This is a genomic window from Kitasatospora sp. NPDC059673, assembly GCF_042734215.1.
In the GTDB taxonomy this organism is placed as follows: Bacteria; Actinomycetota; Actinomycetes; order Streptomycetales; family Streptomycetaceae; genus Kitasatospora.
On record NZ_JBHWEN010000006.1, the window covers coordinates 66,651 to 88,678 of the forward strand.

Annotated in this window: 22 protein-coding genes and 1 pseudogene; 14 read left to right on the forward strand and 9 right to left on the reverse strand. The window is 72.8% G+C overall.

Going from position 1 to position 22,028, the window contains the following annotated elements; all coding sequences use genetic code 11:
• Positions 1–160: 160 nt before the first annotated feature.
• On the forward strand, positions 161–1,573 hold the full coding sequence (locus ACFV18_RS09680) for a cysteine desulfurase/sulfurtransferase TusA family protein (protein ID WP_380481131.1): 1,413 nt from the start codon (positions 161–163) through the stop codon (positions 1,571–1,573).
• Positions 1,574–1,644: 71 nt separating this feature from the next.
• On the opposite strand, the gene ACFV18_RS09685 is transcribed toward ACFV18_RS09680, so the two are convergent.
• Positions 1,645–2,616 (reverse strand): carbohydrate kinase family protein, encoded by a 972-nt coding sequence (locus tag ACFV18_RS09685; protein ID WP_380481134.1) that lies wholly within the window; start codon positions 2,614–2,616, stop codon positions 1,645–1,647.
• A 205-nt stretch (positions 2,617–2,821) separates the two neighbouring features.
• Here ACFV18_RS09685 and ACFV18_RS09690 point away from each other — a divergent pair, with 205 nt between their 5' ends.
• Together ACFV18_RS09690 and ACFV18_RS09695 are read left to right on the forward strand one after the other, a co-directional pair.
• Positions 2,822–3,037 (forward strand): hypothetical protein, encoded by a 216-nt coding sequence (locus tag ACFV18_RS09690; RefSeq protein ID WP_380481137.1) that lies wholly within the window; start codon positions 2,822–2,824, stop codon positions 3,035–3,037.
• Between the two features lie 86 nt (positions 3,038–3,123).
• Complete coding sequence (locus tag ACFV18_RS09695; RefSeq protein WP_380481140.1) at positions 3,124–3,717, forward strand: hypothetical protein; 594 nt, start codon at positions 3,124–3,126, stop codon at positions 3,715–3,717.
• 68 nt (positions 3,718–3,785) lie between these two features.
• On the opposite strand, the gene erpA is transcribed toward ACFV18_RS09695, so the two are convergent.
• Positions 3,786–4,139: an iron-sulfur cluster insertion protein ErpA gene (gene erpA, locus ACFV18_RS09700; protein ID WP_380481143.1), complete on the reverse strand. Its 354-nt coding sequence runs from the start codon at positions 4,137–4,139 to the stop codon at positions 3,786–3,788.
• A 206-nt stretch (positions 4,140–4,345) separates the two neighbouring features.
• On the opposite strand from erpA, the gene ACFV18_RS09705 reads away from it, so the two are divergent.
• Positions 4,346–5,227: a GNAT family N-acetyltransferase gene (locus ACFV18_RS09705; RefSeq protein WP_380481145.1), complete on the forward strand. Its 882-nt coding sequence runs from the start codon at positions 4,346–4,348 to the stop codon at positions 5,225–5,227.
• Between the two features lie 20 nt (positions 5,228–5,247).
• On the opposite strand, the gene ACFV18_RS09710 is transcribed toward ACFV18_RS09705, so the two are convergent.
• The 3 genes from ACFV18_RS09710 to ACFV18_RS09720 form a co-directional block, all read right to left on the reverse strand.
• On the reverse strand, positions 5,248–6,615 hold the full coding sequence (locus ACFV18_RS09710) for a pyridoxal phosphate-dependent decarboxylase family protein (protein WP_380481148.1): 1,368 nt from the start codon (positions 6,613–6,615) through the stop codon (positions 5,248–5,250).
• A 137-nt stretch (positions 6,616–6,752) separates the two neighbouring features.
• On the reverse strand, positions 6,753–7,226 hold the full coding sequence (locus tag ACFV18_RS09715; protein ID WP_380481151.1) for an Lrp/AsnC family transcriptional regulator: 474 nt from the start codon (positions 7,224–7,226) through the stop codon (positions 6,753–6,755).
• Positions 7,227–7,325: 99 nt separating this feature from the next.
• A complete protein-coding gene (locus ACFV18_RS09720) occupies positions 7,326–8,252 on the reverse strand; it encodes an NADP-dependent oxidoreductase (protein ID WP_380481154.1) in 927 nt (308 codons plus the stop codon).
• A 184-nt stretch (positions 8,253–8,436) separates the two neighbouring features.
• Between ACFV18_RS09720 and nadA the strand changes: the two genes are divergently transcribed.
• On the forward strand, positions 8,437–9,618 hold the full coding sequence (gene nadA / locus ACFV18_RS09725; protein WP_380481157.1) for a quinolinate synthase NadA: 1,182 nt from the start codon (positions 8,437–8,439) through the stop codon (positions 9,616–9,618).
• 85 nt (positions 9,619–9,703) lie between these two features.
• Here nadA and ACFV18_RS09730 read toward each other — a convergent pair whose 3' ends face one another.
• Both ACFV18_RS09730 and ACFV18_RS09735 read right to left on the reverse strand, forming a co-directional pair.
• Positions 9,704–9,997 carry a hypothetical protein gene (locus tag ACFV18_RS09730; protein ID WP_380481160.1) on the reverse strand — a complete coding sequence of 98 codons (294 nt, stop codon included), beginning with the start codon at positions 9,995–9,997 and terminating at the stop codon, positions 9,704–9,706.
• Positions 9,998–10,024: 27 nt separating this feature from the next.
• Entirely contained in the window at positions 10,025–10,798 is a 774-nt protein-coding gene (locus ACFV18_RS09735; RefSeq protein WP_380481162.1) for a PspA/IM30 family protein, read from the reverse strand.
• Positions 10,799–11,017: 219 nt separating this feature from the next.
• On the opposite strand from ACFV18_RS09735, the gene ACFV18_RS09740 reads away from it, so the two are divergent.
• Together ACFV18_RS09740 and ACFV18_RS09745 are read left to right on the forward strand one after the other, a co-directional pair.
• The gene (locus ACFV18_RS09740) at positions 11,018–11,617 is read left to right on the forward strand and encodes a DUF3043 domain-containing protein (protein ID WP_380481165.1); all 600 of its coding nucleotides are present in this window, start codon (positions 11,018–11,020) and stop codon (positions 11,615–11,617) included.
• A 185-nt stretch (positions 11,618–11,802) separates the two neighbouring features.
• Positions 11,803–12,513, forward strand: coding sequence for a class I SAM-dependent methyltransferase (locus ACFV18_RS09745; protein WP_380481538.1), 711 nt, complete (start codon positions 11,803–11,805; stop codon positions 12,511–12,513).
• Between the two features lie 22 nt (positions 12,514–12,535).
• On the opposite strand, the gene ACFV18_RS09750 is transcribed toward ACFV18_RS09745, so the two are convergent.
• Entirely contained in the window at positions 12,536–12,736 is a 201-nt protein-coding gene (locus ACFV18_RS09750) for a hypothetical protein (protein ID WP_380481166.1), read from the reverse strand.
• A gap of 108 nt (positions 12,737–12,844) precedes the next feature.
• Here ACFV18_RS09750 and cobU point away from each other — a divergent pair.
• The 7 genes and pseudogenes from cobU to ACFV18_RS09785 form a co-directional block, all read left to right on the forward strand.
• Positions 12,845–13,393 (forward strand): annotated as a pseudogene (gene cobU, locus ACFV18_RS09755) (bifunctional adenosylcobinamide kinase/adenosylcobinamide-phosphate guanylyltransferase); the annotation flags it as partial.
• A gap of 11 nt (positions 13,394–13,404) precedes the next feature.
• Entirely contained in the window at positions 13,405–14,523 is a 1,119-nt protein-coding gene (locus ACFV18_RS09760) for a nicotinate-nucleotide--dimethylbenzimidazole phosphoribosyltransferase (protein ID WP_380481169.1), read from the forward strand.
• A 127-nt stretch (positions 14,524–14,650) separates the two neighbouring features.
• Positions 14,651–15,391, forward strand: a complete 741-nt coding sequence (locus ACFV18_RS09765) for an adenosylcobinamide-GDP ribazoletransferase (protein WP_380481540.1) — start codon at positions 14,651–14,653, stop codon at positions 15,389–15,391.
• Positions 15,392–15,604: 213 nt separating this feature from the next.
• The gene (locus ACFV18_RS09770) at positions 15,605–17,101 is read left to right on the forward strand and encodes a leucyl aminopeptidase (RefSeq protein ID WP_380481172.1); all 1,497 of its coding nucleotides are present in this window, start codon (positions 15,605–15,607) and stop codon (positions 17,099–17,101) included.
• A gap of 386 nt (positions 17,102–17,487) precedes the next feature.
• Positions 17,488–18,876 carry a dihydrolipoyl dehydrogenase gene (gene lpdA, locus ACFV18_RS09775; protein WP_380481174.1) on the forward strand — a complete coding sequence of 463 codons (1,389 nt, stop codon included), beginning with the start codon at positions 17,488–17,490 and terminating at the stop codon, positions 18,874–18,876.
• A 58-nt stretch (positions 18,877–18,934) separates the two neighbouring features.
• On the forward strand, positions 18,935–20,758 hold the full coding sequence (gene sucB, locus ACFV18_RS09780; protein ID WP_380481175.1) for a 2-oxoglutarate dehydrogenase, E2 component, dihydrolipoamide succinyltransferase: 1,824 nt from the start codon (positions 18,935–18,937) through the stop codon (positions 20,756–20,758).
• 134 nt (positions 20,759–20,892) lie between these two features.
• Entirely contained in the window at positions 20,893–21,408 is a 516-nt protein-coding gene (locus ACFV18_RS09785) for a DUF4240 domain-containing protein (RefSeq protein ID WP_380481178.1), read from the forward strand.
• Positions 21,409–21,468: 60 nt separating this feature from the next.
• Here the strand turns inward: ACFV18_RS09785 and ACFV18_RS09790 are convergent, their stop codons facing one another.
• Positions 21,469–21,972, reverse strand: coding sequence for a GNAT family N-acetyltransferase (locus ACFV18_RS09790; RefSeq protein WP_380481181.1), 504 nt, complete (start codon positions 21,970–21,972; stop codon positions 21,469–21,471).
• Positions 21,973–22,028 lie beyond the last annotated feature (56 nt).

Sequence of the window (22,028 nt, forward strand, 5' to 3'; positions counted from 1 at the left end):
AGCACCCCGGAAGAGCGGACGGAGTCGCAGGTCATGGCGGACTTCCGAGCCTCTCACGACCGAACGGGCGACCGCACTACGACACGCGGGTGACGGGCCGTCGGCTCCCCCGGAAGCCGGGAGGAATCCCCCCGTATGGGGCGTCGTCTACGGTGGCCCCGTGCCCTACTTCGACGCCGCTTCCACCGCTCCCCTGCACCCCGTCGCCCGGCAGGCGCTGCTCGCCGCCCTCGACGAGGGCTGGGCCGACCCGGCCCGGCTGCACCGCTCCGGCCGACAGGCCCGGATGCTGCTGGACGCCGCCCGGGAGACCGTCGCCGAGGCCCTCGGGGCCCGGACCGACGAGATCGTCTTCACCGCATCCGGCACCCAGGCCGTCCAGTTGGGCATCCTCGGCGCCCTGCGCGGCAACCGCCGGCGCGGCGCCCACCTGGTGCACTCCGCGGTCGAGCACTCCGCCGTGCTGCACACCGCCGAACGCTGGGAGGCCGACGGCGGCAGCTCCACCGCCGTCCCGGTCGATCGTCACGGCCGGGTGGACGCCGCCGAGTTCGCCGCCGCGCTGCGGCCGGACACCGCGCTGGCCGTTCTGCAGTCCGCCAACCACGAGGTCGGCACCCTGCAGCCGGTCACCGAGACCGCCGCGCTGAGCGGGGACGTCCCGCTGCTGGTGGACGCCGCGCAGAGCGCCGGCCGGCTGCCGGTGCCCGGCGGCTGGTCGGTGCTGACGGCCAGCGCGCACAAGTGGGGCGGCCCGGCCGGCGTCGGGGTGCTGGCGGTCCGCAAGGGCGTCCGGTACGTCTCGCCGCTGCCCGCCGACGACCGGGAGAACGGCCGGGTCCCGGGCTACGTCAACGTCCCCGCGATCGTGGCCGCCGCCGCCTCGCTGCGCGCCGTCCGGGCCGAGGCCGAGGCCGAGAACGCCCGGCTGCACGCCCTGGTCGAACTGATCCGGCGCCGGGTCCCGCAGCTGGTCCCCGCAGTGGAGGTGGTCGGCCACCCCGAGCTCCGGCTCCCCCACCTGGTCACCTTCTCCTGCCTGTACGTGGACGGCGAGGTGCTGCTCGGCGAGCTCGACAGGGCCGGCTTCGCGGTCAACTCCGGCTCCTCCTGCACCTCCAGCACGTTGACGCCCAGCCACGTCCTGGCCGCGATGGGCGTCCTCACCGAGGGCAACGTCCGCGTCTCGCTCCCCCCGGGCAGCGCCGCCGCCGACGTGGAGCGCTTCCTCGACGTGCTCCCCCGCGTCGTCGCCGAGATCCGCGCCCCGCTCGGCCTCGACCTCCCCGCCCCGGCCGGCACCACCGCCGACGCCCTGGTCCTCGACACCCTCGGCAAGCGCTGCCCGCTGCCGGTCATCGAGCTCGCCAAGCGCATCCCCGAGGTCGCCCCCGGCGGCCGCATCGCCGTCCTCTCCGACGACGAAGCGGCCCGCCACGACATCCCCGCCTGGTGCGAGATGTGTGGCCACACCTACGCGGGCGAGACCCCGGCCACCGAATACGGCGCCGATCACGGCACGGCGTACGTCGTGGTCAAGCAGTCAGGGGCCCGGGGAACGGCCGGGACGTGACTGCCGGCGGGCAACGGGGGACTCCGACCGTCAGCGGTCTCGGCCTCGCGTTCCCCCGAGCCCCTGAATACTTACAGCTTGGTGCGGATCTCGGCGGCCGCCTCCGGCCCGTACGCCGCCTCGAAGCGCTTCAGGAAGTGGCCGCCGCGCAGCTCGTACTCCTGGGTGCCGACGGTCTCGATGACCAGGGTCGCCAGCATGCAGCCGACCTGCGCGGCGCGCTCCAGGCCGAGGCCCCAGGAGAGGCCGGCCAGGAAGCCGGCCCGGAAGCCGTCGCCGACGCCGGTGGGGTCGGCCTTGAGCTCCTCCTCGGCGCAGCCGACCAGGATGTCGGGCTCGCCCTCGCGCTGGATGCGCACGCCCTTCGCGCCGAGGGTGGTGACCCGGGTGCCGACGCGGCGCAGGATCTCGTCCGAGGACCAGCCGGTCTTGGACTCGATCAGTGCGGCTTCGTACTCGTTCGTGAACAGGTAGGCCGCGCCGTTGACGATCTCCCGGATGTCCTCGCCCTCCAGGCGGGCGAGCTGCTGGGAGGGGTCGGCGGCGAAGGCGTAGCCGCGGGTGCGGCACTCCTGGGTGTGCCGCACCATCGCGGCGGGGTCGTCCGCGCCGATCAGGACCAGGTCGAGGCCGCCGACGCGGTCGGCGATCGGCTTCAGCTCGATGTTGCGGGCCTCCGCCATCGCGCCGGTGTAGAAGGACGCGATCTGGTTGTGGTCCTCGTCGGTGGTGCACATGAACCGGGCGGTGTGCCGGGTCTCGGAGATGTGCACGGCGTCGGTGTCCACGCCGTGCCGGTCGAGCCAGCTGCGGTACTCGGCGAAGTCCGCGCCGGCCGCGCCGACCAGGATCGGGCGCAGGCCGAGCACGCCCATGCCGAAGGCGATGTTGCCGCCGACGCCGCCGCGGCGGATGTCCAGGGTGTCGACCAGGAACGACAGGGACACCGTGTGCAGCTGCTCGGGGACCAGTTGGTCGGAGAAGCGGCCGGGGAAGGTCGTCAGGTGGTCGGTGGCGATCGAGCCGGCGACGGCGATGCGCACGGGGGTACTCCTCGGGCGGCCCGGCGGTGGCCGGAGCGACGAACATCAACTCACCTAAGGTACCCGCCCGACCCGGTACTACCGATGGGTAGGCCTGTCGCCGGGGCCCGGAGCGTCCTAGGGTCGCGAGTACGGGGGCCGGACGCGGCCCCCGTCCAGTCCGCGGTGCCGTGGCCGCGGCGCGGCGATCGGAGCTGAGTTCCGCATGGTGATCGATCACTCCCCCCGCCGACTGCTCACCGGCCCGGACGAGGCCGACGCCGAGTCGCTGGCCGATCTGCTGGACTCCTCGCGCCGGCTGGGCCGGTTCTGGCCGGCCACCGGTCCCGGTCCGGTGCGGTCGGTGCCGGCGGCGCTGGGCGTCCGGGTGCCGGTGGAGGCGCGCCGGGTGGTGGCGGGGATGCCGGAGTTCGGCGAGTAGCGGGAACCGGTTTCCTCCCGAACACGTCGAACCGGCGCGGTGCCGCTCCCGGTGGTGCCGCGCGACCCCCGGGAGGAACGCAGATCATGGACGACAGGACCGCAGCCGTCTCCGCCAAGCCCTCGCACGCGCGCCGGACCGTCCTGGCGCTCGCCGCCGCGTCCCTCGCCGCCGGGCTGTTGGCCGCGTGCGGCAGTTCCGGTTCGCCGACCTCGGCCTCACCCGCGCCGACCGCGGCCGGCGACGCGACCCCCGGCCCGGGAACCGCGGCCCCCGACTCGCCGTCCGCCTCCCCGTCCCCGAGCGCCGACACCGGTGCCGGCCAGCCCTCGCCGACCGGTCCCGGGATCGCCGTGGGCGAGCGCCCGCCGACGGCGGTGAAGATCCCCGTGACGGGTTACCGGCAGGACAGCCCCACCCACTTGACGGTGTTCTACACGGCCGGGGTGTGCGACAAGTACGGGGTGCGCCTGGAGGAGGACGCCCCGCCGACCGTGAAGCTGCGGATCGTGGTCACCAAGACCGCCGAGCCCGGCCAGGCCTGCCCGCAGCTGATGAAGGAGCAGCAGGCGACGGTCACCCTGCCCCGGCCGATGAACGGCGGCGGTGTGGTGGACACCGCCACCGGCGACCAAGTCCCGCCGCAGGGCGACTCGGTGGGCAACGGCGGCCCGCGCTGACCCCGGAAAGCCCCGAGGGCGGCTCCCCGAGTGGGGAGCCGCCCTCGTCGTTCGCGCCGTAAGAGGGCTTAGCTGAACGAGTCGCCGCAGGCGCAGGAGCCGGTGGCGTTCGGGTTGTCGATGGTGAAGCCCTGCTTCTCGATGGTGTCGACGAAGTCGACGGTGGCGCCGCCCAGGTACGGGGCGCTCATCCGGTCGGTGACGACCTTGACACCGTTGAAGTCCTTGACGACGTCGCCGTCCAGCGAACGCTCGTCGAAGAACAGCTGGTAGCGCAGGCCCGAGCAGCCACCGGGCTGCACGGCGACGCGCAGCGACAGGTCCTCGCGGCCCTCCTGCTCCAGCAGGCTCTTGACCTTGGCCGCGGCGGCATCGGTGAGGAGGATGCCACTCTCGACGGTGGTCTCGTCCTGGACGGTCATGCTTACTCCCGGTCTGTGACGACTGTGATCCGCCAGTGCCAACCAGCGGCCTCCCGGATTCATTTCCGGGAGGTGGTGCGTTCGGGGGACATTTTTCGTCGCCCACTCCCCCACGTACCCCATGCTCGCACAACCGGGCGGAGGCGGTCACCGCCCTCTTGGGCAAACCGCTACCGCCCGCGTGGTGGGCACAGCAGGATGTGACGGTGATCATTCGTCAGCTGAGAGACACCGCCGAGGACGCCGAAGCGGTGAACCGGGTCTCCCGGGCGGCGTTCCGCGACCTGGATGGGCGGCCGCTGGACGCCGAGCCGGAGCCCGGGGACGCGGCGGCCCGGGTCCGCCGGCTCGCGCGCTCGCGTCACCTGGCCGTCACCGACCCGCAGGGGTGCTGGATCGCGGAGCAGGACGGCGAGCCGGTGGGGGCGGCGCTGTCGCTGCGCCGCGAGGGCGTGTGGGTGCTGGCGCTGTTCGTGGTGCTGCCGTCCGCGCAGGGCAAGGGCGTGGGGCGACTGTTGCTGGAGCGGGCCGCCGCGTACGGGCGGGGCTGCCTGCGCGGGATGCTGTGCGCCTCGCCGTCCCCGGCGGCGGCGCGGCGTTACCGGGCGGCCGGGTTCACGCTGCATCCGACGATGCGGCTGACCGGCCGGGTGGACCGGGAGCGGCTGCTGGACCCGGGGGACATTCCGGTGCACGCGGGCAACGCCTCGCACCTGCACCTGCTGGACTCGGTGGACCGGCGGCTGCGGGGCGCGGCGCACGGCCCGGACCACCTGTTCATGCTGGCGCACTTCGAGGAGCTGCTGATCGCGGACACCCTGGCCGGTACCGGCTACTGCTACCGGGACGGCGGGACCGTCCAGCTGGTGGCCGCGACCTCGAAGCGGATCGCCACCCGGCTGCTGCGGGAGGCGCTGGCCCGGGTGCCGGAGGGCGTCGAAGCGGAGGTGTCGTTCCTGACCGCCGAGCAGGAGTGGGCGGTGGACGTGGGCCTCGACCTGGGCCTGTCGCTGACCACCCGCGGGTACCTGGCGGTCCGCGGGATGCGCCCGCCGGCGCCGTACGTGCCGAACGGCGGCTACCTGTAGCCGCCGTTCTCACGCGTCCGTCACCGCATGGTGTCGAGGATCTCCTGGACCATCTCCATGGTGGTGCCGGGGTGCAGGAAGGCGAACCGGGCGACGGTCTCGCCGTCCCAGCCGGTCGGGGTGACGAAGCCGATCTGGTCGGCGAGCAGTTGCCGGGACCAGCGGTAGTAGTCGTCGTGGGTCCAGCCGGTGCGGCGGAAGCACACCGCGGTGAGCTGCGGGTCGTGGAGCAGTTCGAGGTGTTCGGTGTCGCGGATCAGCTGCGCGGTGTCCTTGGCCAGCCGCAGGCCGGTCTCGATGGCGTCGGTGTAGGCCTGGACGCCGTGGACGGCGAGCGAGAACCAGAGCGGGAGGCCGCGGGCGCGCCGGGTGAGGTGGTAGGCGTAGTCGGTGGGGTTCCACTCGTCGCCCTCGGTGTGCAGGACGTCCAGGTAGCCGGCGTCCTGGGTGTGCACGGCGCGGGCCAGGCGCGGGTCGCGGTAGAGCAGCGCGGCGCAGTCGAACGGGGCGAACAGCCACTTGTGCGGGTCGACCACGAAGGAGTCGGCGTGCTCGATGCCGTTGTAGCGCTCGCGCACCGAGGGGGCGAGCAGTCCGGCGCCGCCGTACGCGCCGTCCACGTGGAACCAGAGTTCGCGTTCGCGGGCGACCTCGGCGATGCCGGCGAGGTCGTCGATGATGCCCTCGTTGGTGGTGCCGGCGGTGCCGACCACGGCGATGACGGTCTCGGGGTGCGGGTCGGCGTCGAGGGCGGCGCGCAGCGCGGCGCCGGTGAGGCGGCGCTCGACGGCGGGGACGGGGAAGGCCTCGACGCCGATGATGTTGAAGGTGTTCTTGACCGAGGAGTGCACCTGGTCGGCGACGGCGATCCGCAGCCGGGCCCCGGGGCCGAGGTTCAGCCGGCGGCGGGCGGTGTCGCGGGCGACCACCAGCGCGGACAGGTTGCCGGCCGAGCCGCCGGAGACGAAGACGCCGCCGGCCGTGGCGGGCAGCCCGGCCCGGTCGGCTATCAGGCGCAGCACCTGGTTCTCGGCGGCGATCGCACCGGCCGCCTCCAGCCAGGAGATGCCTTGCAGGGAAGCGCAGGAGACCACCATGTCGAACAGCAGCGCGGCCTTGGTGGGGGCGCACGGGATGAAGGACAGGTAGCGGGGGCTGTCGGCGGAGATGACGGCGCGGGACAGCTCGTGGTCGTACAGCCTGAGCACTTCGGCGGGGCTGTTGCCGTGGTCGTTCAGCAGCCCGGCGAGCACGTCCCGCAGGTGGGCGCCGTCGCCGGGGTGGTCGAGCGGGACGGGGTCGTACTGGAGCCGTTCGCGCATGTAGTCGAAAACCAGCTCGACCAGTTCGTCGTCCGGCTTGTGCATGCGGTCGGGCGCTGCGTACACGGGTGTCCTCTTCGCTGCTGCGGTGCGTGGGGGTCGTGATCAGCGTAGGCAGCGGGGCAGAGCGGGCGCGCGTCGGAACGGGGCCGGTCAGGGCCGGTTTCGTGCGTGTTCGGGGGGTGTGGCGCAGGATTCCTGCGTCAGATGAGCTGGGAGAGCACCACGGAAGAACGGCTGCGCTGGACGCCGGGCTCCTTGCGGATGCGTTCGATGACGGCTTCCAGGTGGCGGGTGTCGGCGGCCCGCAGGTGGACAAGCGCGTCGGGGTCGCCGGTGACCGTCCAGGCGGCGGCGACCTCGGGGAACTGGCGCAGCGAGGCGAGCAGCTCCTCGGGCGAGGTGCGGGGCCGGCAGTAGACCTCGACGAACGCCTCGGTGCCCCAGCCGAGCAGTGCGGGGTCGAGCACCACGGTGAAGCCGCGGACCACGCCGCGTGCCCGCAGCCGGTCGATGCGGCGGCGGACGGCGGTGGCGGACAGGTTGGTGAGCAACCCGATCTCGGCGTAGGAGGCGCGGCCGTCGCGGCTGAGGTGCTCCAGCAGCAGGCGGTCGGTGTCGTCGAGGGCCTGTCCGATCACCGCCTGGCCGAGGTCGGGCGGCCGGTGGGTGCTCATGGCGGGGCTCCACGGGTGGTACGGGTGAGGGTGGGCGAGCCGCGGCCCCCGCTCAGGGGCTGACTCTGCGGGCCCATTCTCGCCGACGCCGGGCGCCGTTCAGTCCACCAGCAGCACGATCTTGCCGCGGGTGCGCCCTTCGGCGTTGAGGGCCTGGGCGGAGGCGGCCTGGCCGAGCGGAAAAGTGGAGGCGACCGGGACGGTGAGCAACCCGTCGTCCGCGAGCCGGGCGACGGCGGCCAGGTCCTCGGGGTCGGGGCGGGTCCAGATGTAGTGGCCGCCGAGCGCGGTGACCCGGTAGTCGACGGTGGAGGCGATCCGGGCCGGGTCCTTGACCAGGGCGGTGGAGACTTCGAGGGTGTCGCCGCCGACCAGGTCGAGCGCCGCGTCCACCCCGTCGGGGGCGAGGGCACGGACGCGTTCGGCCAGGCCCTGGCCGTACTCGACGGGTTCGGCGCCGAGGCCGCGCAGGTAGGTGTGGTTGTGCGGGCCGGCGGTGCCGATCACCCGGGCCCCGAGGGCGGTGGCGATCTGGACGGCGAGCGAGCCGACGCCGCCCGCCGCGGCGTGGATCAGCACGCTCTCGCCGCGGCGCACCCGCAGCGCGTTCACCAGCGCCTGCTGCGCGGTGAGCCCGGCGGTGGGCAGGCCGCCGGCCTCGGCCCAGCCGAGTGCCGCGGGTTTGCGGGCCAGTGTGCGGACGGGGGCGGCGACGAGTTCGGCGTAGGTGCCGTACCCGATGACGTCCTTGCGGACGTAGCCGATCACCTCGTCGCCGGGCCGGAACTCGGTGACGGCGCCGCCGACCGCCTGCACCACGCCGGCCAGGTCGAAGCCCATGATCAGCGGGAAGCACACGTCGAGGATGCCGTCGAGGTGCCCTTCGCGGATCTTCCAGTCGACGGGGTTGACGCCGACCGCGCGGGTGCGGACGAGCACCGAGTCGGGGCCGACCTTGGGGTCCGGGAGTTCGGTGTACTCGACCACGTCGGGGCCGCCGTAGCGGTTGATCGCGATTGCCTTCATGGCCCCAGCCAACCGGCGGCACGGCGGGTTCTCGCGCGGGAAGCCTCCATCCCGGTGAGCGGTCCTCGTCACATCGACAGGACGGCCATCGTCAGGCTGACGAGAACCGGTTATCATAGATAGCGTCAGATAGACGAGAAGGCTGGTCGGGAACGATCCGGCCGCATCAGGAGGGCACCCGCCCGTGACCACCACCACCGAGACCTACGGCGTCGACCCCACCGCCTCGCCGCTCGCCCTGCTGCTGCTCGGCCGGGAGGCCGACCCGAACAGCGAGCGCGGCGTGGAGTGCCCCGGCGACCTGCCCGCCGCCTCCGACCCGGACCTGGTGGCGCGCGCCCGCGCCGCCAAGGAGAAGCTGGGCGACCGGGTCTTCATCCTGGGCCACCACTACCAGCGCGACGAGGTCATCGAGTTCGCCGATGTCACCGGCGACTCCTTCAAGCTGGCCCGGGACGCCGCGGCCCGCCCGGAAGCCGAGTACATCGTCTTCTGCGGCGTGCACTTCATGGCCGAGTCCGCCGACATCCTCACTTCCGAGCGCCAGCAGGTCGTGCTGCCGGACCTCGCCGCGGGCTGCTCGATGGCCGACATGGCCACCGCCGAGCAGGTCGCCGAGTGCTGGGACGTGCTCACCGACGCGGGCGTCGCGGACGTCACCGTGCCGGTCTCGTACATGAACTCCTCCGCCGACATCAAGGCCTTCACCGGCAAGCACGGCGGCACCATCTGCACCTCCTCCAACGCCAAGCGGGCGCTGGAGTGGGCGTTCGAGCAGGGGCAGAAGGTGCTGTTCCTGCCGGACCAGCACCTGGGCCGCAACACCGCGGTGCTGGAGATGGGCTTCTCCCTGGAGGACTGCGTCCTCTACAACCCGCACAAGCCGAACGGCGGCCTGACCGCCGAGCAGCTGCGCGACGCGAAGATGATCCTGTGGCGCGGCCACTGCTCGGTGCACGGCCGGTTCAACCTGGACTCGGTCAACGAGGTGCGCGAGCGGATCCCCGGCGTCAACGTACTGGTGCACCCCGAGTGCCGGCACGAGGTGGTCACCGCCGCCGACCAGGTCGGCTCGACCGAGTACATCATCAAGGCGCTGGACGCCGCCGAGCCCGGCTCCAAGTGGGCCATCGGCACCGAGCTGAACCTGGTCCGCCGCCTGGCCAAGGCGCACCCGGACAAGGAGGTCGTCTTCCTCGACCGCACGGTGTGCTTCTGCTCCACCATGAACCGGATCGACCTGCCGCACCTGGTGTGGGCGCTGGAGTCGCTCGCCGAGGGCCGGGTCCCGAACGTGATCACGGTGGACGCGGAGACCGAGAAGTACGCCAAGGCCGCGCTGGACCGCATGCTGGCCCTGCCGTAACGATTCGCCGCACCGGCTTCGGGCACGCGAGAGGGCGGGCACCCCCTGGGGGGTGCCCGCCCTCTCGTCACGAACGGCGCCCGAACTACTCCGGGATGCCCGGGATCAGGCCGTCGCCCTCGGCCCGCAGCAGCTCACGAACCTGCTCCAGGGACGCCTCGGCGTCCGGCAGGATCAGGTCCGACGGCTCCAACGACTCCGGCGGCAGCGGCGTGCCGACCTCCCGGACGGCCGCCAGCAGCTCGCCGAGGGCAGCCTTGAAGGCACCCTCGTCGCCCGCCTCGACGGCCTGAAGCAGCTCGTCGTCCAGCTGGTTCAGCCGGTTCAGGTCGTCATCCGCGACCTCGAACTGCCCCTCACCCAAGACCCGCATGATCATGCTGGTGCGTCTCCCCTGCTCGCGGGCTTACTTGCGGTAGTTGATGGTGGGCGGCGGGGTGTCGTTCTTCCCCTGCTCGATCGCCTGCGGCTGGGAGGCGGGGGTGCCGCCCGTCAGCTCGGCCTTCATCCGGGCCAGCTCCAGCTCGACGTCGTTGCCGCCGGCCACCCGCTCCAGCTCGGCCTCGATGTCGTCCTTGCGGCCCAGGCCGCTGGCGTCGTCGAGCGCGCCGGAGGCCAGCAGCTCGTCGATCGCGCCCGCGCGGGCCTGCATCTGCGCGGTCTTGTCCTCGGCCCGCTGGATCGCCAGGCCCACGTCGCCCATCTCCTCCGAGATGCCGGAGAAGGACTCGGCGATCCGGGTCTGCGCCTGGGCGGCGGTGTAGGTGGCCTTGATGGTCTCCTTCTTGGTGCGGAAGGCGTCCACCTTGGCCTGGAGACGCTGGGAGGCGAGCGTGAGCTTCTCCTCCTCGCCCTGCAGGGCCTGGTACTGCGTCTCCAGGTCGGTGATCTGGGACTGCAGGTTGGCCTTGCGGCTGAGCGCCTCGCGCGCCAGGTCCTCACGGCCGAGGGACAGCGCCTTGCGGCCCTGGTCCTCGTACTTCGAGGACTGCTGCTGCAGCTGCGTCAGCTGGAGCTCCAGGCGCTTGCGGGAGGTGGCCACGTCGGCGACGCCCCTGCGCACCTTCTGCAGCAGTTCCAGCTGCTTCTGGTAGGAGTAGTCGAGCGTTTCGCGCGGGTCCTCCGCCCGGTCCAAGGCCTTGTTCGCCTTGGAGCGGAAGATCAGCCCCATACGCTTCATGATTCCGTCGCTCATGGGCCTCGATAGCCCCCTTCTTCGGGCCTGGGTTTGCGTCTCGTGACAGGTCGAGTGTATGCGCGACGGGCTCCCCGGCGCAGTCCACCAGCCAGCAACAATGCTGCTACAGCGGGCGTCCGTTCGGCATCGTCCTCACGATCGATATCGGTTCGCATCCGGGGCCGGGCCGGAAAGCGGCCGGTCAACCCGTACGCTGGGAGTGTGTTTCGACGCCGCTCCGATGACTCCGCCGCCTCCTCGTCCGTCACTTTGACGAAGGAGGAAGAGCGGCTGCCCCGCGACCCGCAGGCCCCGAAGGGCCGGCCCACGCCCAAGCGCAGTGAGGCCGAGGCCAACCGGAAGACCCGGGTCTCCGTTCCCAAGGACCGCAAGGAGGCCGCCCGCCAGGCCCGCGAGCGGATGCGCGCCGAGCGGGAGAAGCAGCGCACCGCGCTGCTGGAGGGCGACGAGCGCGCCCTGCCGGCCCGTGACAAGGGCCCCGTGCGCCGCTACGTCCGCGACTTCGTCGACTCCCGCTGGGCCGCGGCCGAGTTCTTCCTGCCGTACGCCGTCGTGGTGCTGGTGCTCAGCATCACCAAGGTGCAGAGCCTGCAGCTGCTCTCCACGCTGCTGTTCATGATCTTCTTCGTGGTGGTCATCCTCGACTTCGTCCGGCTCGGCTTCACGCTGCGCAAGGGCCTCGCCGAGCGCTTCCCGAACGACAACACCCGCGGCGCCGTGATGTACGGCCTGATGCGCACCCTGCAGATGCGCCGCCTGCGGCTGCCCAAGCCGATGGTCAAGCGGGGCGAGCGGCCCTGACCGCGGAAGCCGTTCCGCCGTACTGGGCCCCGCCGGCGCAGCAGCCGGTCGGGGCCTTCGGCACGCCGGGCATCCCCGCCCAGTACGGGTTGCCGCGCGGCCGGCACGGACGGCTGCCGGCCCGCGGCGGCCCGTACCACAGCGGGGCCGGCGAATGGCTGGAGCGGCACGGCGGACTGCACAACCTGGTCCGCCAGGAACTGGTGACCCGGCAGCTCGCCGAGCAGCTCACCCGCGGCACCGCGCTGCGGGTGCTGGACGTCGGCTGCGCCGACGGCACCCAGGCGCTGCGCCTGGCCCGCGCCGGGCACTTCGTCACCGGCATCGACCCGGACCCGAACATCCTCGCCGTCGTCCACGAGGCGCTGGCCGCCGAGCCGCCCGAGGTCCGCGAGCGGGTCCAGCTGCTCACCGGTGACGGCCACCAGGTCGGCCGCTGGTTCGGGCCGCGCAGCTTCGACCTGGTGCTCTGCCACGGCACCCTGATGTACCTGCCCGACCCGGACCCGATGCTCGCCTCGGTGGCCCGCATCCTGGCCCCCGGCGGGCTGCTCTCCCTGCTGGTGCGCAACGGCGACGCGCTGGCCATGCGGGCCGGACTGACCGGCGACTGGCGGGCCTGCCAGGAAGCCTTCGACACCACCCGCTACACCAACCGCCTCGGCCTGCCCGCCCGCGCCGACCGGCTCGCCGAACTCTCCACCACCCTCGCCGAGTTCGCCGTCCCCGTCCGCCACTGGTACGGGGTGCGGGTGTTCACCGACACCATGCCGGACGAGGCCGCCCCGGTGGACGGCCGCCAGCTCGGCCAGCTGCTGGACGCCGAGGAACGGGCCGGCAAGCAGGACCCGTACCGGCACGTCGCCGCGCTGCTGCACGTGGTCGGGGCGAAGTGACCCCGGACGAACCGGCGGGGCGTCAGCCCTCGTGCAGGCTCATCGGGTAGATGTCCCGGCCGTCCTCGACCAGCACCACCTGGTCGACGCCGTCGTCCAGCAGCGTCTTCCACTCCTCGCCGATCCAGCTCTCGGCGTCGCCCTGGCTGGAGAACTCCTCGGCGCCGCCGTCCTGGGCCACCACGGTGCCGTCGCTCTTCTCGTACCGCCAGGTCCACACCATGCCGGGCTCCTCCGGATCACACGCTGCTGCTGAAGGGTTGCGACAGTAGCGTGCCCAGCTGGGATACGGGCATGCGCCGTCCGGCAGGATGATCGCATGGCTCTCCCCCGCACCCTGCTGCTCGGCGGCGCCCGCTCCGGCAAATCCACCCACGCCGAGCAGCTGCTCGCCACGTGTCCCGACGTCCTGTACGTCGCCACCTCCGGCACCCGCGACGGCGACCCCGACTGGGCACACCGCGTCGAACTGCACCGCGCCCGGCGGCCGGACGGCTGGCGCACCGCCGAGACCTGCGAGCTGGAGGCCGTGCTCGCCGACCGGAGCGACCCGGCGCCGGTGCTGATCGACTGCCTGGCGCTGTGGCTGACCGCCGTGATGGACGAGCACGACGCCTGGGACGACGAACGGTGGTCGGCCGGCGGCCGGGAGGCCGTCGAGGCGCGCTGCGCGGCACTGGCCGCGGCCTGGGCCGGCACCCGGCGGACCGTCGTCGCGGTCTCCAACGAGGTCGGCATGGGCGTGGTCCCCGCCACCGCCTCCGGACGGCGCTTCCGGGACACCCTCGGACGGCTCAACATGGCCGTCGCCGACGCCTCCGAGCAGGTGCTGCTGGTGGTCGCCGGACAGGTGCTGACCATCAAAGCGGCGGCCGTGTAGATTGCCGAGCGATGGACACCACCGTGGATCTCGACACTTTCTCCTCGCTCGTCGAACGGCCTGACGAGAGTGCGCGGCGCGGCGCCGAGGAGCGCTGGCAGCAGTTGGCCATGCCGCGCGGCGGCCTGGGCCGGCTCCAGGAGCTGGCGGCCTGGCTGGCGTCCGCACAGGGCGAGGCACCGACCCGTCCGCTGCGCACCAGCAAGGTCCTGCTGTTCGCCGCCGACCACGGCGTCGCCTCGCTCGGCATCTCCACCCTCGACGCCCGCGGCGGCACCGCCGACCGGGTCCGCGCCGTGCTCGACGGCACCGCGCCGGTGGCCGTGCTGGCCCGCCGCTACGGCGCGGACGTCCGGGTGGTCGACATCGCGGTGGACGCCGACCCCGCCGAGTTCCCCGAAGAGGTCGTCCGCCACCGCGTCCGGCGCGGCTCCGGCCGGATCGACGTCGAGAACGCGCTCACCCTCGACGAAGCCACCCGGGCCTTCCGGGCCGGCATGGCCGTCGCCGACGAGGAGGCCGACGCCGGAACCGACCTGGTCCTCCTCGGCGACCTCGGCGTCGGCTCCACCACCGTCGCCGCCGTCCTGATCGGCGCCCTGTGCGGCACCGACGCCGCCGCCGTCACCGGCCGCGGCTCCGGCATCGACGACCGGGTCTGGATGGTCAAGTGCGCCACCATCCGTGACGCGCTGCGCCGGGCCCGCCCCGTGCTCGGCGACCAGCTGGCGCTGCTCGCCGCGACCGGCGGCGCGGACTTCGCGGCGATCACCGGGTTCCTGCTGCAGGCGGCCGTCCGCAAGCTTCCCGTCGTGCTCGACGGGGTGGTCTCCGCGGCCTGCGGGCTGGTCGCGCAGCGGATCGCCTTCCGCGCCCCCGAGTGGTGGCGGGCCGCCGCGCTCACCGGCGAACCCGCCCAGGCCAAGGCGTACGACCGGCTCACCCTGACGCCGCTCCAGGACGCCGGCGTCACCATGGGCGAGGGCATCTCCGCGGTGCTGGCGCTGCCGCTCCTCCAGGCCGCGACGGACACCCTCGCCGAGCCCACGGCCGTCCCGAGCGCGAAGCCGCTGCCGCCGCGGGCGCCGGCGAAGCTGCCTACGGCGGCGGAGCTGCTGGGTCGCTACTGAGCCGGTGAGCAACGAGAACGCACAGCCCGGGGCGGAGCGCGCGGAGAGTCTCTCGGTGGCGGGCTCCACGTCGTCGTCCTCCGACTTCGCGCAGTCTCCGCTTTCGCACCCGCCTGCGCAGGGCACGGTGCCGGCGGGGCTGAGGTTCGCGTTCGGAACGTTGACGGTGTTTCGGGTGCGGGTGCACCGGTGGGACCGGGCGGCCGGGGGTGTGGCGATGGTGCTCGCGCCGGTGGTCGGGGTTGTGGTGGGGGTGCTGGCGGGTGCGGTGGGGGCGCTGGTCGCGTGGCGGGGCGGGGCGTGGCTGGGGGCGGTCGCGGTGGTGGCTGTCGGGGCGGTGGTGACGCGGGGACTGCACCTGGACGGGGTCGCGGATGTCGCGGACGGGCTGGGCAGTGGCAAGCCCGCCGAGGACGCGTTGCGGATCATGAAGCAGTCGGACATCGGGCCGTTCGGCGTGCTGACCCTCATACTGCTGATGCTCACTCAAATCACCGCCCTGGCAGGGCAGTTCGGGATCTCGCCAGGGCGCGGGGCACTCGCCGCGGCCGTCGCCGCGACCGCGGGCCGGGTGGCGCTGGCGTGGGGGTGCCTGCGGTCGGTGCCGGCCGCCCGGCCCGGGGGGCTGGGGGCGATGGTGGCGGGCACGGTGCGTCCGGTGGCGGCGGTGGCGGTGACGCTGCTGGTGGCCGCCGCGGCAACGGCGCTGCGGTGGCAGTGCGGGGTGGCCGTGGTGCTCGGACCGGTGGTCGCGGCGGGCCTGTTGCGACGGTGTGTGCGGCGCTTCGGCGGGGTGACGGGTGACGTGCTGGGGGCGCTGGTGGAGACCTCGGCGACGGCGACGCTGGTGGCACTCGCGCTGACCTGACGGCACGTCCGCGCAAGAACTCACGCACCGTCACGACTTGCGCCGGTTCGTGCACGGGGGCAGGCGGGGCGGCGCGATCCCAATATGCGGACTACCATGCGGTGAGCACCCTGGCCCCATGCCCCGTTTTGCCGCGGAGTCTGCCTGGGTTTTGCCGGTCGGCAACGGAGCCGTCACCGGCCGTGGACCGCGAAAGAACAGGACGCATTTGTCGTGACTGCACTGTCTGTGAGCACCTCCTCCGCCGCGAGCCTGCGCGCGGATGCCCTGGTGATCGGTGTCGCGAAGGGCCCCAAGGGCCTGGTCGTGGCGGCCGGCGCCGAGGCGGTCGTCGAGGCGTTCGAGGGCAAGCTGGCCGAGGTCCTCACCACCCTGGGCGCCACCGGTGCCGAGGGTGAGGCGGTCAAGCTTCCCGCTCCGGCCGGGCTGAAGGCTCCGCTGGTGCTGGCCGTCGGCCTGGGCGACGCCGCTGACGGCGCGTTCGGCGCCGAGGAGCTGCGCAAGGCCGCCGGTACGGCCGCCCGCACCCTGGCCGGTTCGAAGAAGGCCGCGCTGGCGCTGCCGGCCGGCTCCGCCAAGGACGTCGAGGCGATCGCGCTGGGCGCCCTGCTCGGCTCGTACGCGTTCGGCACCTACAAGGCCGAGGTGGCGAAGGCCCCCGTCGCCGAGCTGGTCGTGCTGACCGACCGCAAGGGCTCGAAGGACGCCAAGGCCGCCGTCGAGCGCGCCACGGCGATCGGCGAGGAGATGAACCGGGCCCGTGACCTGGTCAACACCGCCCCGAACGACCTGAACCCGAAGTCCTTCGCCGCGATCGCCCAGGCGGCCGGCAAGGAGCACGGCCTGAAGGTCGAGGTGCTGGACGAGAAGGCGCTGGCCAAGGGCGGCTTCGGCGGCATCCTCGGCGTCGGCACCGGCTCGGCCAACCCGCCCCGGCTGGTGAAGGTGGCCTACACCCACCCGAAGGCGCAGGCCTCGCTGGCGTTCGTCGGCAAGGGCATCACCTACGACTCGGGCGGCATCTCGCTGAAGCCGGCCGGCCACAACGAGACCATGAAGTGCGACATGGCCGGTGCCGCCGCGGTGTTCGCCGCCGTGGTCGCCGCCAAGCGCCTGGGCCTGCAGGTCAACGTGACGGCGTGGCTGGCGCTGGCGGAGAACATGCCGTCCGGTACCGCCACCCGCCCCGGCGACGTGCTGCGGATGTACGGCGGCAAGACCGTCGAGGTGCTGAACACCGACGCCGAGGGCCGCCTGGTGCTGGCCGACGCGATCGTCCGGGCCGGCGAGGAGCAGCCCGACGTGATCATCGACGTGGCGACCCTGACCGGCGCGATGATGGTGGCGCTGGGCAGCCGCACCTTCGGTGTGATGGCCAACGACGACGAGCTGCGCACCAAGCTGCACGAGACCGCGGGCGCGGTGGGCGAGGAATCCTGGCCGATGCCGCTGCCGGCCGACCTGCGCAAGGGCATGGTCGAGTCGACCGTCGCGGACCTGGCGAACATGGGCGAGCGGATGGGTGGCGGCCTGGTGGCCGGCCTGTTCCTGAAGGAGTTCGTCGCCGAGGGCATCGACTGGGCGCACCTGGACATCGCCGGCCCGGCGTTCAACGAGGGCAGCGCGTCCGGCTACACCCCGAAGGGCGGCACCGCCAGCGCGGTGCGCACCCTGGTCCGCTTCGCGGAGGACACCGCCGCGGGCAAGTGACCCGTTGACGTTGTGGGGCCCGGCACCTGTGGGTGCCGGGCCCCACGCGCATTACCAGCCGGTAGCCGACCGTGCCAATCCGGCCACCTGTTCGCCTCCGGCGAAACTTGATTCCGCAGAGCGGAACCGGCCCGGCGAAGCCCCCCGAACGGACTACCTCCGATTGCCGATTTCCGGGCTGTGAGCTGGGACGATACCTCCGGGACCGGGTCACCCCACCGCTCCGCGGGCCGCACCGGGGCCCGGCCGGGGCACCCTCCGACGCCACCCGCCGCCAACAAGTGCAAAGATGTATTTCCGGCATGACTGGGCGCCCTTACAAGGGCTCTCACCCACCGGACCGCGACCGGCCCGGCGATCCGCACCTTTTGCATGGAGGACGTGACGTGGCGAACGACGCCAGCACCGTTTTCGACGTAGTCATTCTCGGAGGCGGAAGCGGCGGCTACGCCGCGGCCCTCCGTGGCGCTCAGCTGGGCCTGAGCGTCGCGCTGATCGAGAAGGGTGAGCTGGGCGGCACCTGCCTGCACCGCGGCTGCATCCCGACCAAGGCGCTGCTGCACGCCGCCGAGGTCGCCGACGAGACCCGCGAAGCCGCCGACTTCGGTGTCCTCGCCACCTTCCAGGGCATCGACATCAAGGGCGTCCACAAGTACAAGGACGACGTCGTCGCCGGCCTGTACAAGGGCCTGCAGGGCCTGGTCGCCTCCCGCAAGGTCACCTTCATCCAGGGCGAGGGCCGGCTGTCCTCGCAGACCTCGGTGGACGTCAACGGCCAGCGCATCGAGGGCCGCCACATCGTCCTCGCCACCGGCTCCGTGCCGCGCTCGATCCCGGGCCTGGACATCGACGGCGACCGGATCATCTCCTCCGACCACGCGCTGAAGCTGGACTACATCCCGAAGTCCGCGATCATCCTCGGCGGCGGCGTCATCGGCTGCGAGTTCGCCTCGGTCTGGAAGTCCTTCGGCGTCGACGTCACCATCGTCGAGGGCCTGCCCCACCTGGTGCCGCTGGAGGACGAGAACTCCTCCAAGCTGCTGGAGCGCGCGTTCCGCAAGCGCGGCATCAAGTTCGAGCTGAAGTCCCGCTTCTCCGGCGTGGAGTACACCGAGAACGGTGTCCGGGTCTCCACCGAGAACGGCAAGTCCATCGAGGCCGACGTGCTGCTCGTCGCCATCGGCCGCGGCCCGGTCTCGGCCGGCCTGGGCTACGAGGAGCAGGGTGTCGCGATGGACCGCGGCTATGTCCTGGTCGACGAGTACCTGCGCACCAACGTGCCGACCATCTCCGCCGTCGGCGACCTGGTCCCGACCCTGCAGCTGGCCCACGTCGGCTTTGCCGAGGGCATCCTGGTGGCCGAGCGGATCGCCGGCCTCAAGGTCGTCCCGATCGACTACGACGGCATCCCGCGGGTGACGTACTCCAACCCCGAGGTCGCCTCCGTCGGCCTGACCGAGGCCAAGGCCGTCGAGCAGTACGGCAAGGAGAAGGTTGTCACCCTCAAGTACAACCTGGCCGGCAACGGCAAGAGCAAGATCCTCAAGACCGCCGGCGAGATCAAGCTGGTCCAGGTCAAGGACGGCGCCGTCGTGGGTGTCCACATGGTCGGCGCCCGCATGGGCGAGCAGGTCGGCGAGGCCCAGCTGATCTACAACTGGGAGGCCCTGCCCGCCGAGGTCGCGCAGCTGATCCACGCGCACCCGAGCCAGTCCGAGGCCCTGGGCGAGGCCCACCTCGCGCTGGCCGGCAAGCCGCTGCACGCGCACGACTGATCGCGCCCCCGTCCCCCTTCATTCCTGAACGCAAGACTTGATAGGAGTCGCTGGAACCATGGCGGTCTCAGTAACACTGCCCGCGCTGGGCGAGAGCGTGACCGAAGGCACCGTCACCCGCTGGCTGAAGGCCGAGGGTGAGCGCGTGGAGATGGACGAGCCGCTGCTCGAGGTCTCCACCGACAAGGTCGACACCGAGATCCCGGCGCCGGCCTCCGGCATCCTGGCCTCGATCAAGGTCGGCGAGGACGAGACCGTCGAGGTGGGCGCCGAGCTGGCGGTCATCGACGACGGCTCCGGCGCCCCGGCTGCCGCTCCGGCGCCGGCCGCCGTCGAGGCTCCGGCTGCCCCGGCCGCTCCGGCCGCTCCGGCCGCTCCGGTTGCGGAGGCCCCTGCGGCTCCCGCGCCGGTCGCCGAGGCTCCGGTCGCCGAGGCTCCGGCTGCCGCTCCGGTTGCCGCCGCCCCGGTCGCCGACGCCACCCCGGTGGTGCTGCCCGCGCTGGGCGAGTCGGTCACCGAGGGCACCGTCACCCGCTGGCTGAAGGCCGAGGGTGACACCGTCGAGGTCGACGAGCCGCTGCTGGAGGTCTCCACCGACAAGGTCGACACCGAGATCCCCTCCCCCGTGGCGGGCACCCTGGTGAAGATCCTGGTCGGCGAGGACGAGACCGCCGAGGTCGGCGCCCAGCTGGCGCTGATCGGCGCCGCGGGCGCGGTTGCCGCCGCCCCGGCCCCGGCCGCCCCCGCTGCTCCGGCCCCGGCCGCCCCCGCTGCCCCGGCCGCCCCGGCTGCCCCGGCTCCGGTGGCTGCCGCTCCGGCTCCGGTCGCTGCCCCGGCCCCCGCGCCCGCCGCCCCGGCCGCCCCGGCTCCGGTCGCGGCTCCGGCCGCCCCGGCCGCTCCGGCCGCTCCGGCTCCGGTTGCCGCCGCCCCGGTGGCCGCCGCTCCGGTCGCGGACGCCGGTGACGCCTACGTCACCCCGCTGGTGCGCAAGCTCGCCGCCGAGCACGGTGTCGCGCTGTCCTCCGTCGCCGGTACCGGTGTCGGTGGCCGCATCCGCAAGCAGGACGTCATCGCCGCCGCCGAGGCCGCGAAGGCCGCGCCGGCTCCGGTCGCCGCCCCCGCTGCCGCCGCCCCGGCGAAGGCCGCCGCCGCGCCGTCCGCGCTGCGTGGCCAGACCGTCAAGATGACCCGCATGCGCAAGGTCATCGGCGACAACATGATGAAGGCCCTGCACGAGCAGGCGCAGCTGACCAGCGTGGTCGAGGTGGACGTCACCAAGATCATGTCGCTGCGCGCGAAGGCGAAGGACTCCTTCCTGGCCCGCGAGGGCGTGAAGCTGTCCCCGATGCCGTTCTTCGTGAAGGCCGCTGCCCAGGCGCTGAAGGCCCACGCGGTCATCAACGCCCGGATCAACGAGGCCGAGGGCACCATCACCTACTTCGACACCGAGAACATCGGTATCGCGGTGGACTCCGAGAAGGGCCTGATGACCCCGGTCATCAAGGGTGCGGGCGACCTGAACATCGCCGGTATCTCGAAGAAGACCGCGGAGCTGGCCTCGAAGGTCCGTGACAGCAAGATCACCCCGGACGAGCTGTCCGGTGCGACCTTCACCATCTCCAACACCGGTTCGCGCGGCGCGCTGTTCGACACCGTCATCGTCCCGCCGAACCAGGCCGCCATCCTGGGCATCGGCGCGACCGTGAAGCGTCCCGTGGTGATCGAGGCCGACGGCGGCACCGCCATCGGCATCCGCGACATGACCTACCTGTCGCTCTCCTACGACCACCGCCTGGTGGACGGCGCGGACGCCGCCCGCTACCTGGTCGCGGTCAAGGAGATCCTGGAGGCCGGCGAGTTCGAGGTCGAGCTCGGCCTGTAAGGCATCCCCGTCAGAAGCCCCGCACCGTCCCCGGACGGTGCGGGGCTTCTGCGTGTGCGGGCACTTGTCGGGCTGTGCCGTCGGCGGTGTGATCGGGTGCGGGCGCGGTGCGGATTGTGGATGCTGGAGCGGTGATGGACGAGACGGCATTCTGGCAGCTGATCGACGACGCCCGGGACGCGGCCGGGGGTGATCCGGACGAGCAGGCGCAGGCCCTGGTGGAGCGGCTGATGGGGCTGACGCCGGACGACGTGCTGGACTTCGCCCGGCAGTTCGAGGCGCGGTTCCAGCGGGCGTACACGGTGGAGCTGTGGGGCGCCGCGTACCTGCTGCTGGGCGGGGCCTCGGAGGACAGCTTCGACTACTTCCGTTGCTGGCTGATCGGCCAGGGCCGGGAGGTGTTCGAGGGCGGGGTGCACGATCCGGACCAACTCGCGGAGCTGCTGCCCGACTTCGACGACGAGGAGGACGGCGACGCGGAGGATCTCGGGTACGCCGCCGACGAGGCGTACGAGCGGCTGACGGGGCTGCCGCTGCCGGACCTGGGGGTGCGTCAGCCGCCCGCGCCGCAGGGCGTCCCGTTCGACTTCGCGGACAAGGCGGCGATGGCGGCCCGCTACCCGCGGCTGTGGGAGCTGTACGGGGACTGACGGCCCGTTGGGCGGACGGGTGGCGGCCGCCCGGGTGCGGGGCCGCCACCGGGTCGGTGGTCAGTCGAGGGCGCGGCCCATCCAGACGTCGTCCACGTAGGCGCCGTCCAGCAGGAAGTGCTCGGGCAGCACGCCGAGCACCGCGAAGCCGTTGCGCTCGTACAGGCGGCGGGCGGGCGCGTTGTGGCTGAGCACCCGCAGGGTCATCCGGCGGGCGCCGACGGCGCGGGCGGCGTCGCAGGCGGCGGTGATCAGGGCGTCGCCGACGCCCCGGCCGCGGGCCTGCGGGAGCACCGCCAGGCCCTGGATCTGCCGGACGTGGGCGCTGGACTCCAGCGGGATCTCCTGCAGCTGGCGGATGTAGCCGACGATGTGGCCGTCGAGTTCGGCGAGCAGGTACTGCTCGGGCCGGTGCTGCTGGTCGAAGACCGGCGCGTCGGCGGCGCCCTTCGGGGCGACCTCGCTGAGCGTGGACCAGATGGCGTTGTCGATGGCGCGGATCGCCTGCTCGTCCTGCTCTGCGGCGGGTCGGATGATCGGATCGGTCGATGACATGGCGGCCATGCTAGGCGCTCCGCTGTGGATCTTGCCGGGAATTGTCGCCCCGTGAGCGGGCGGGC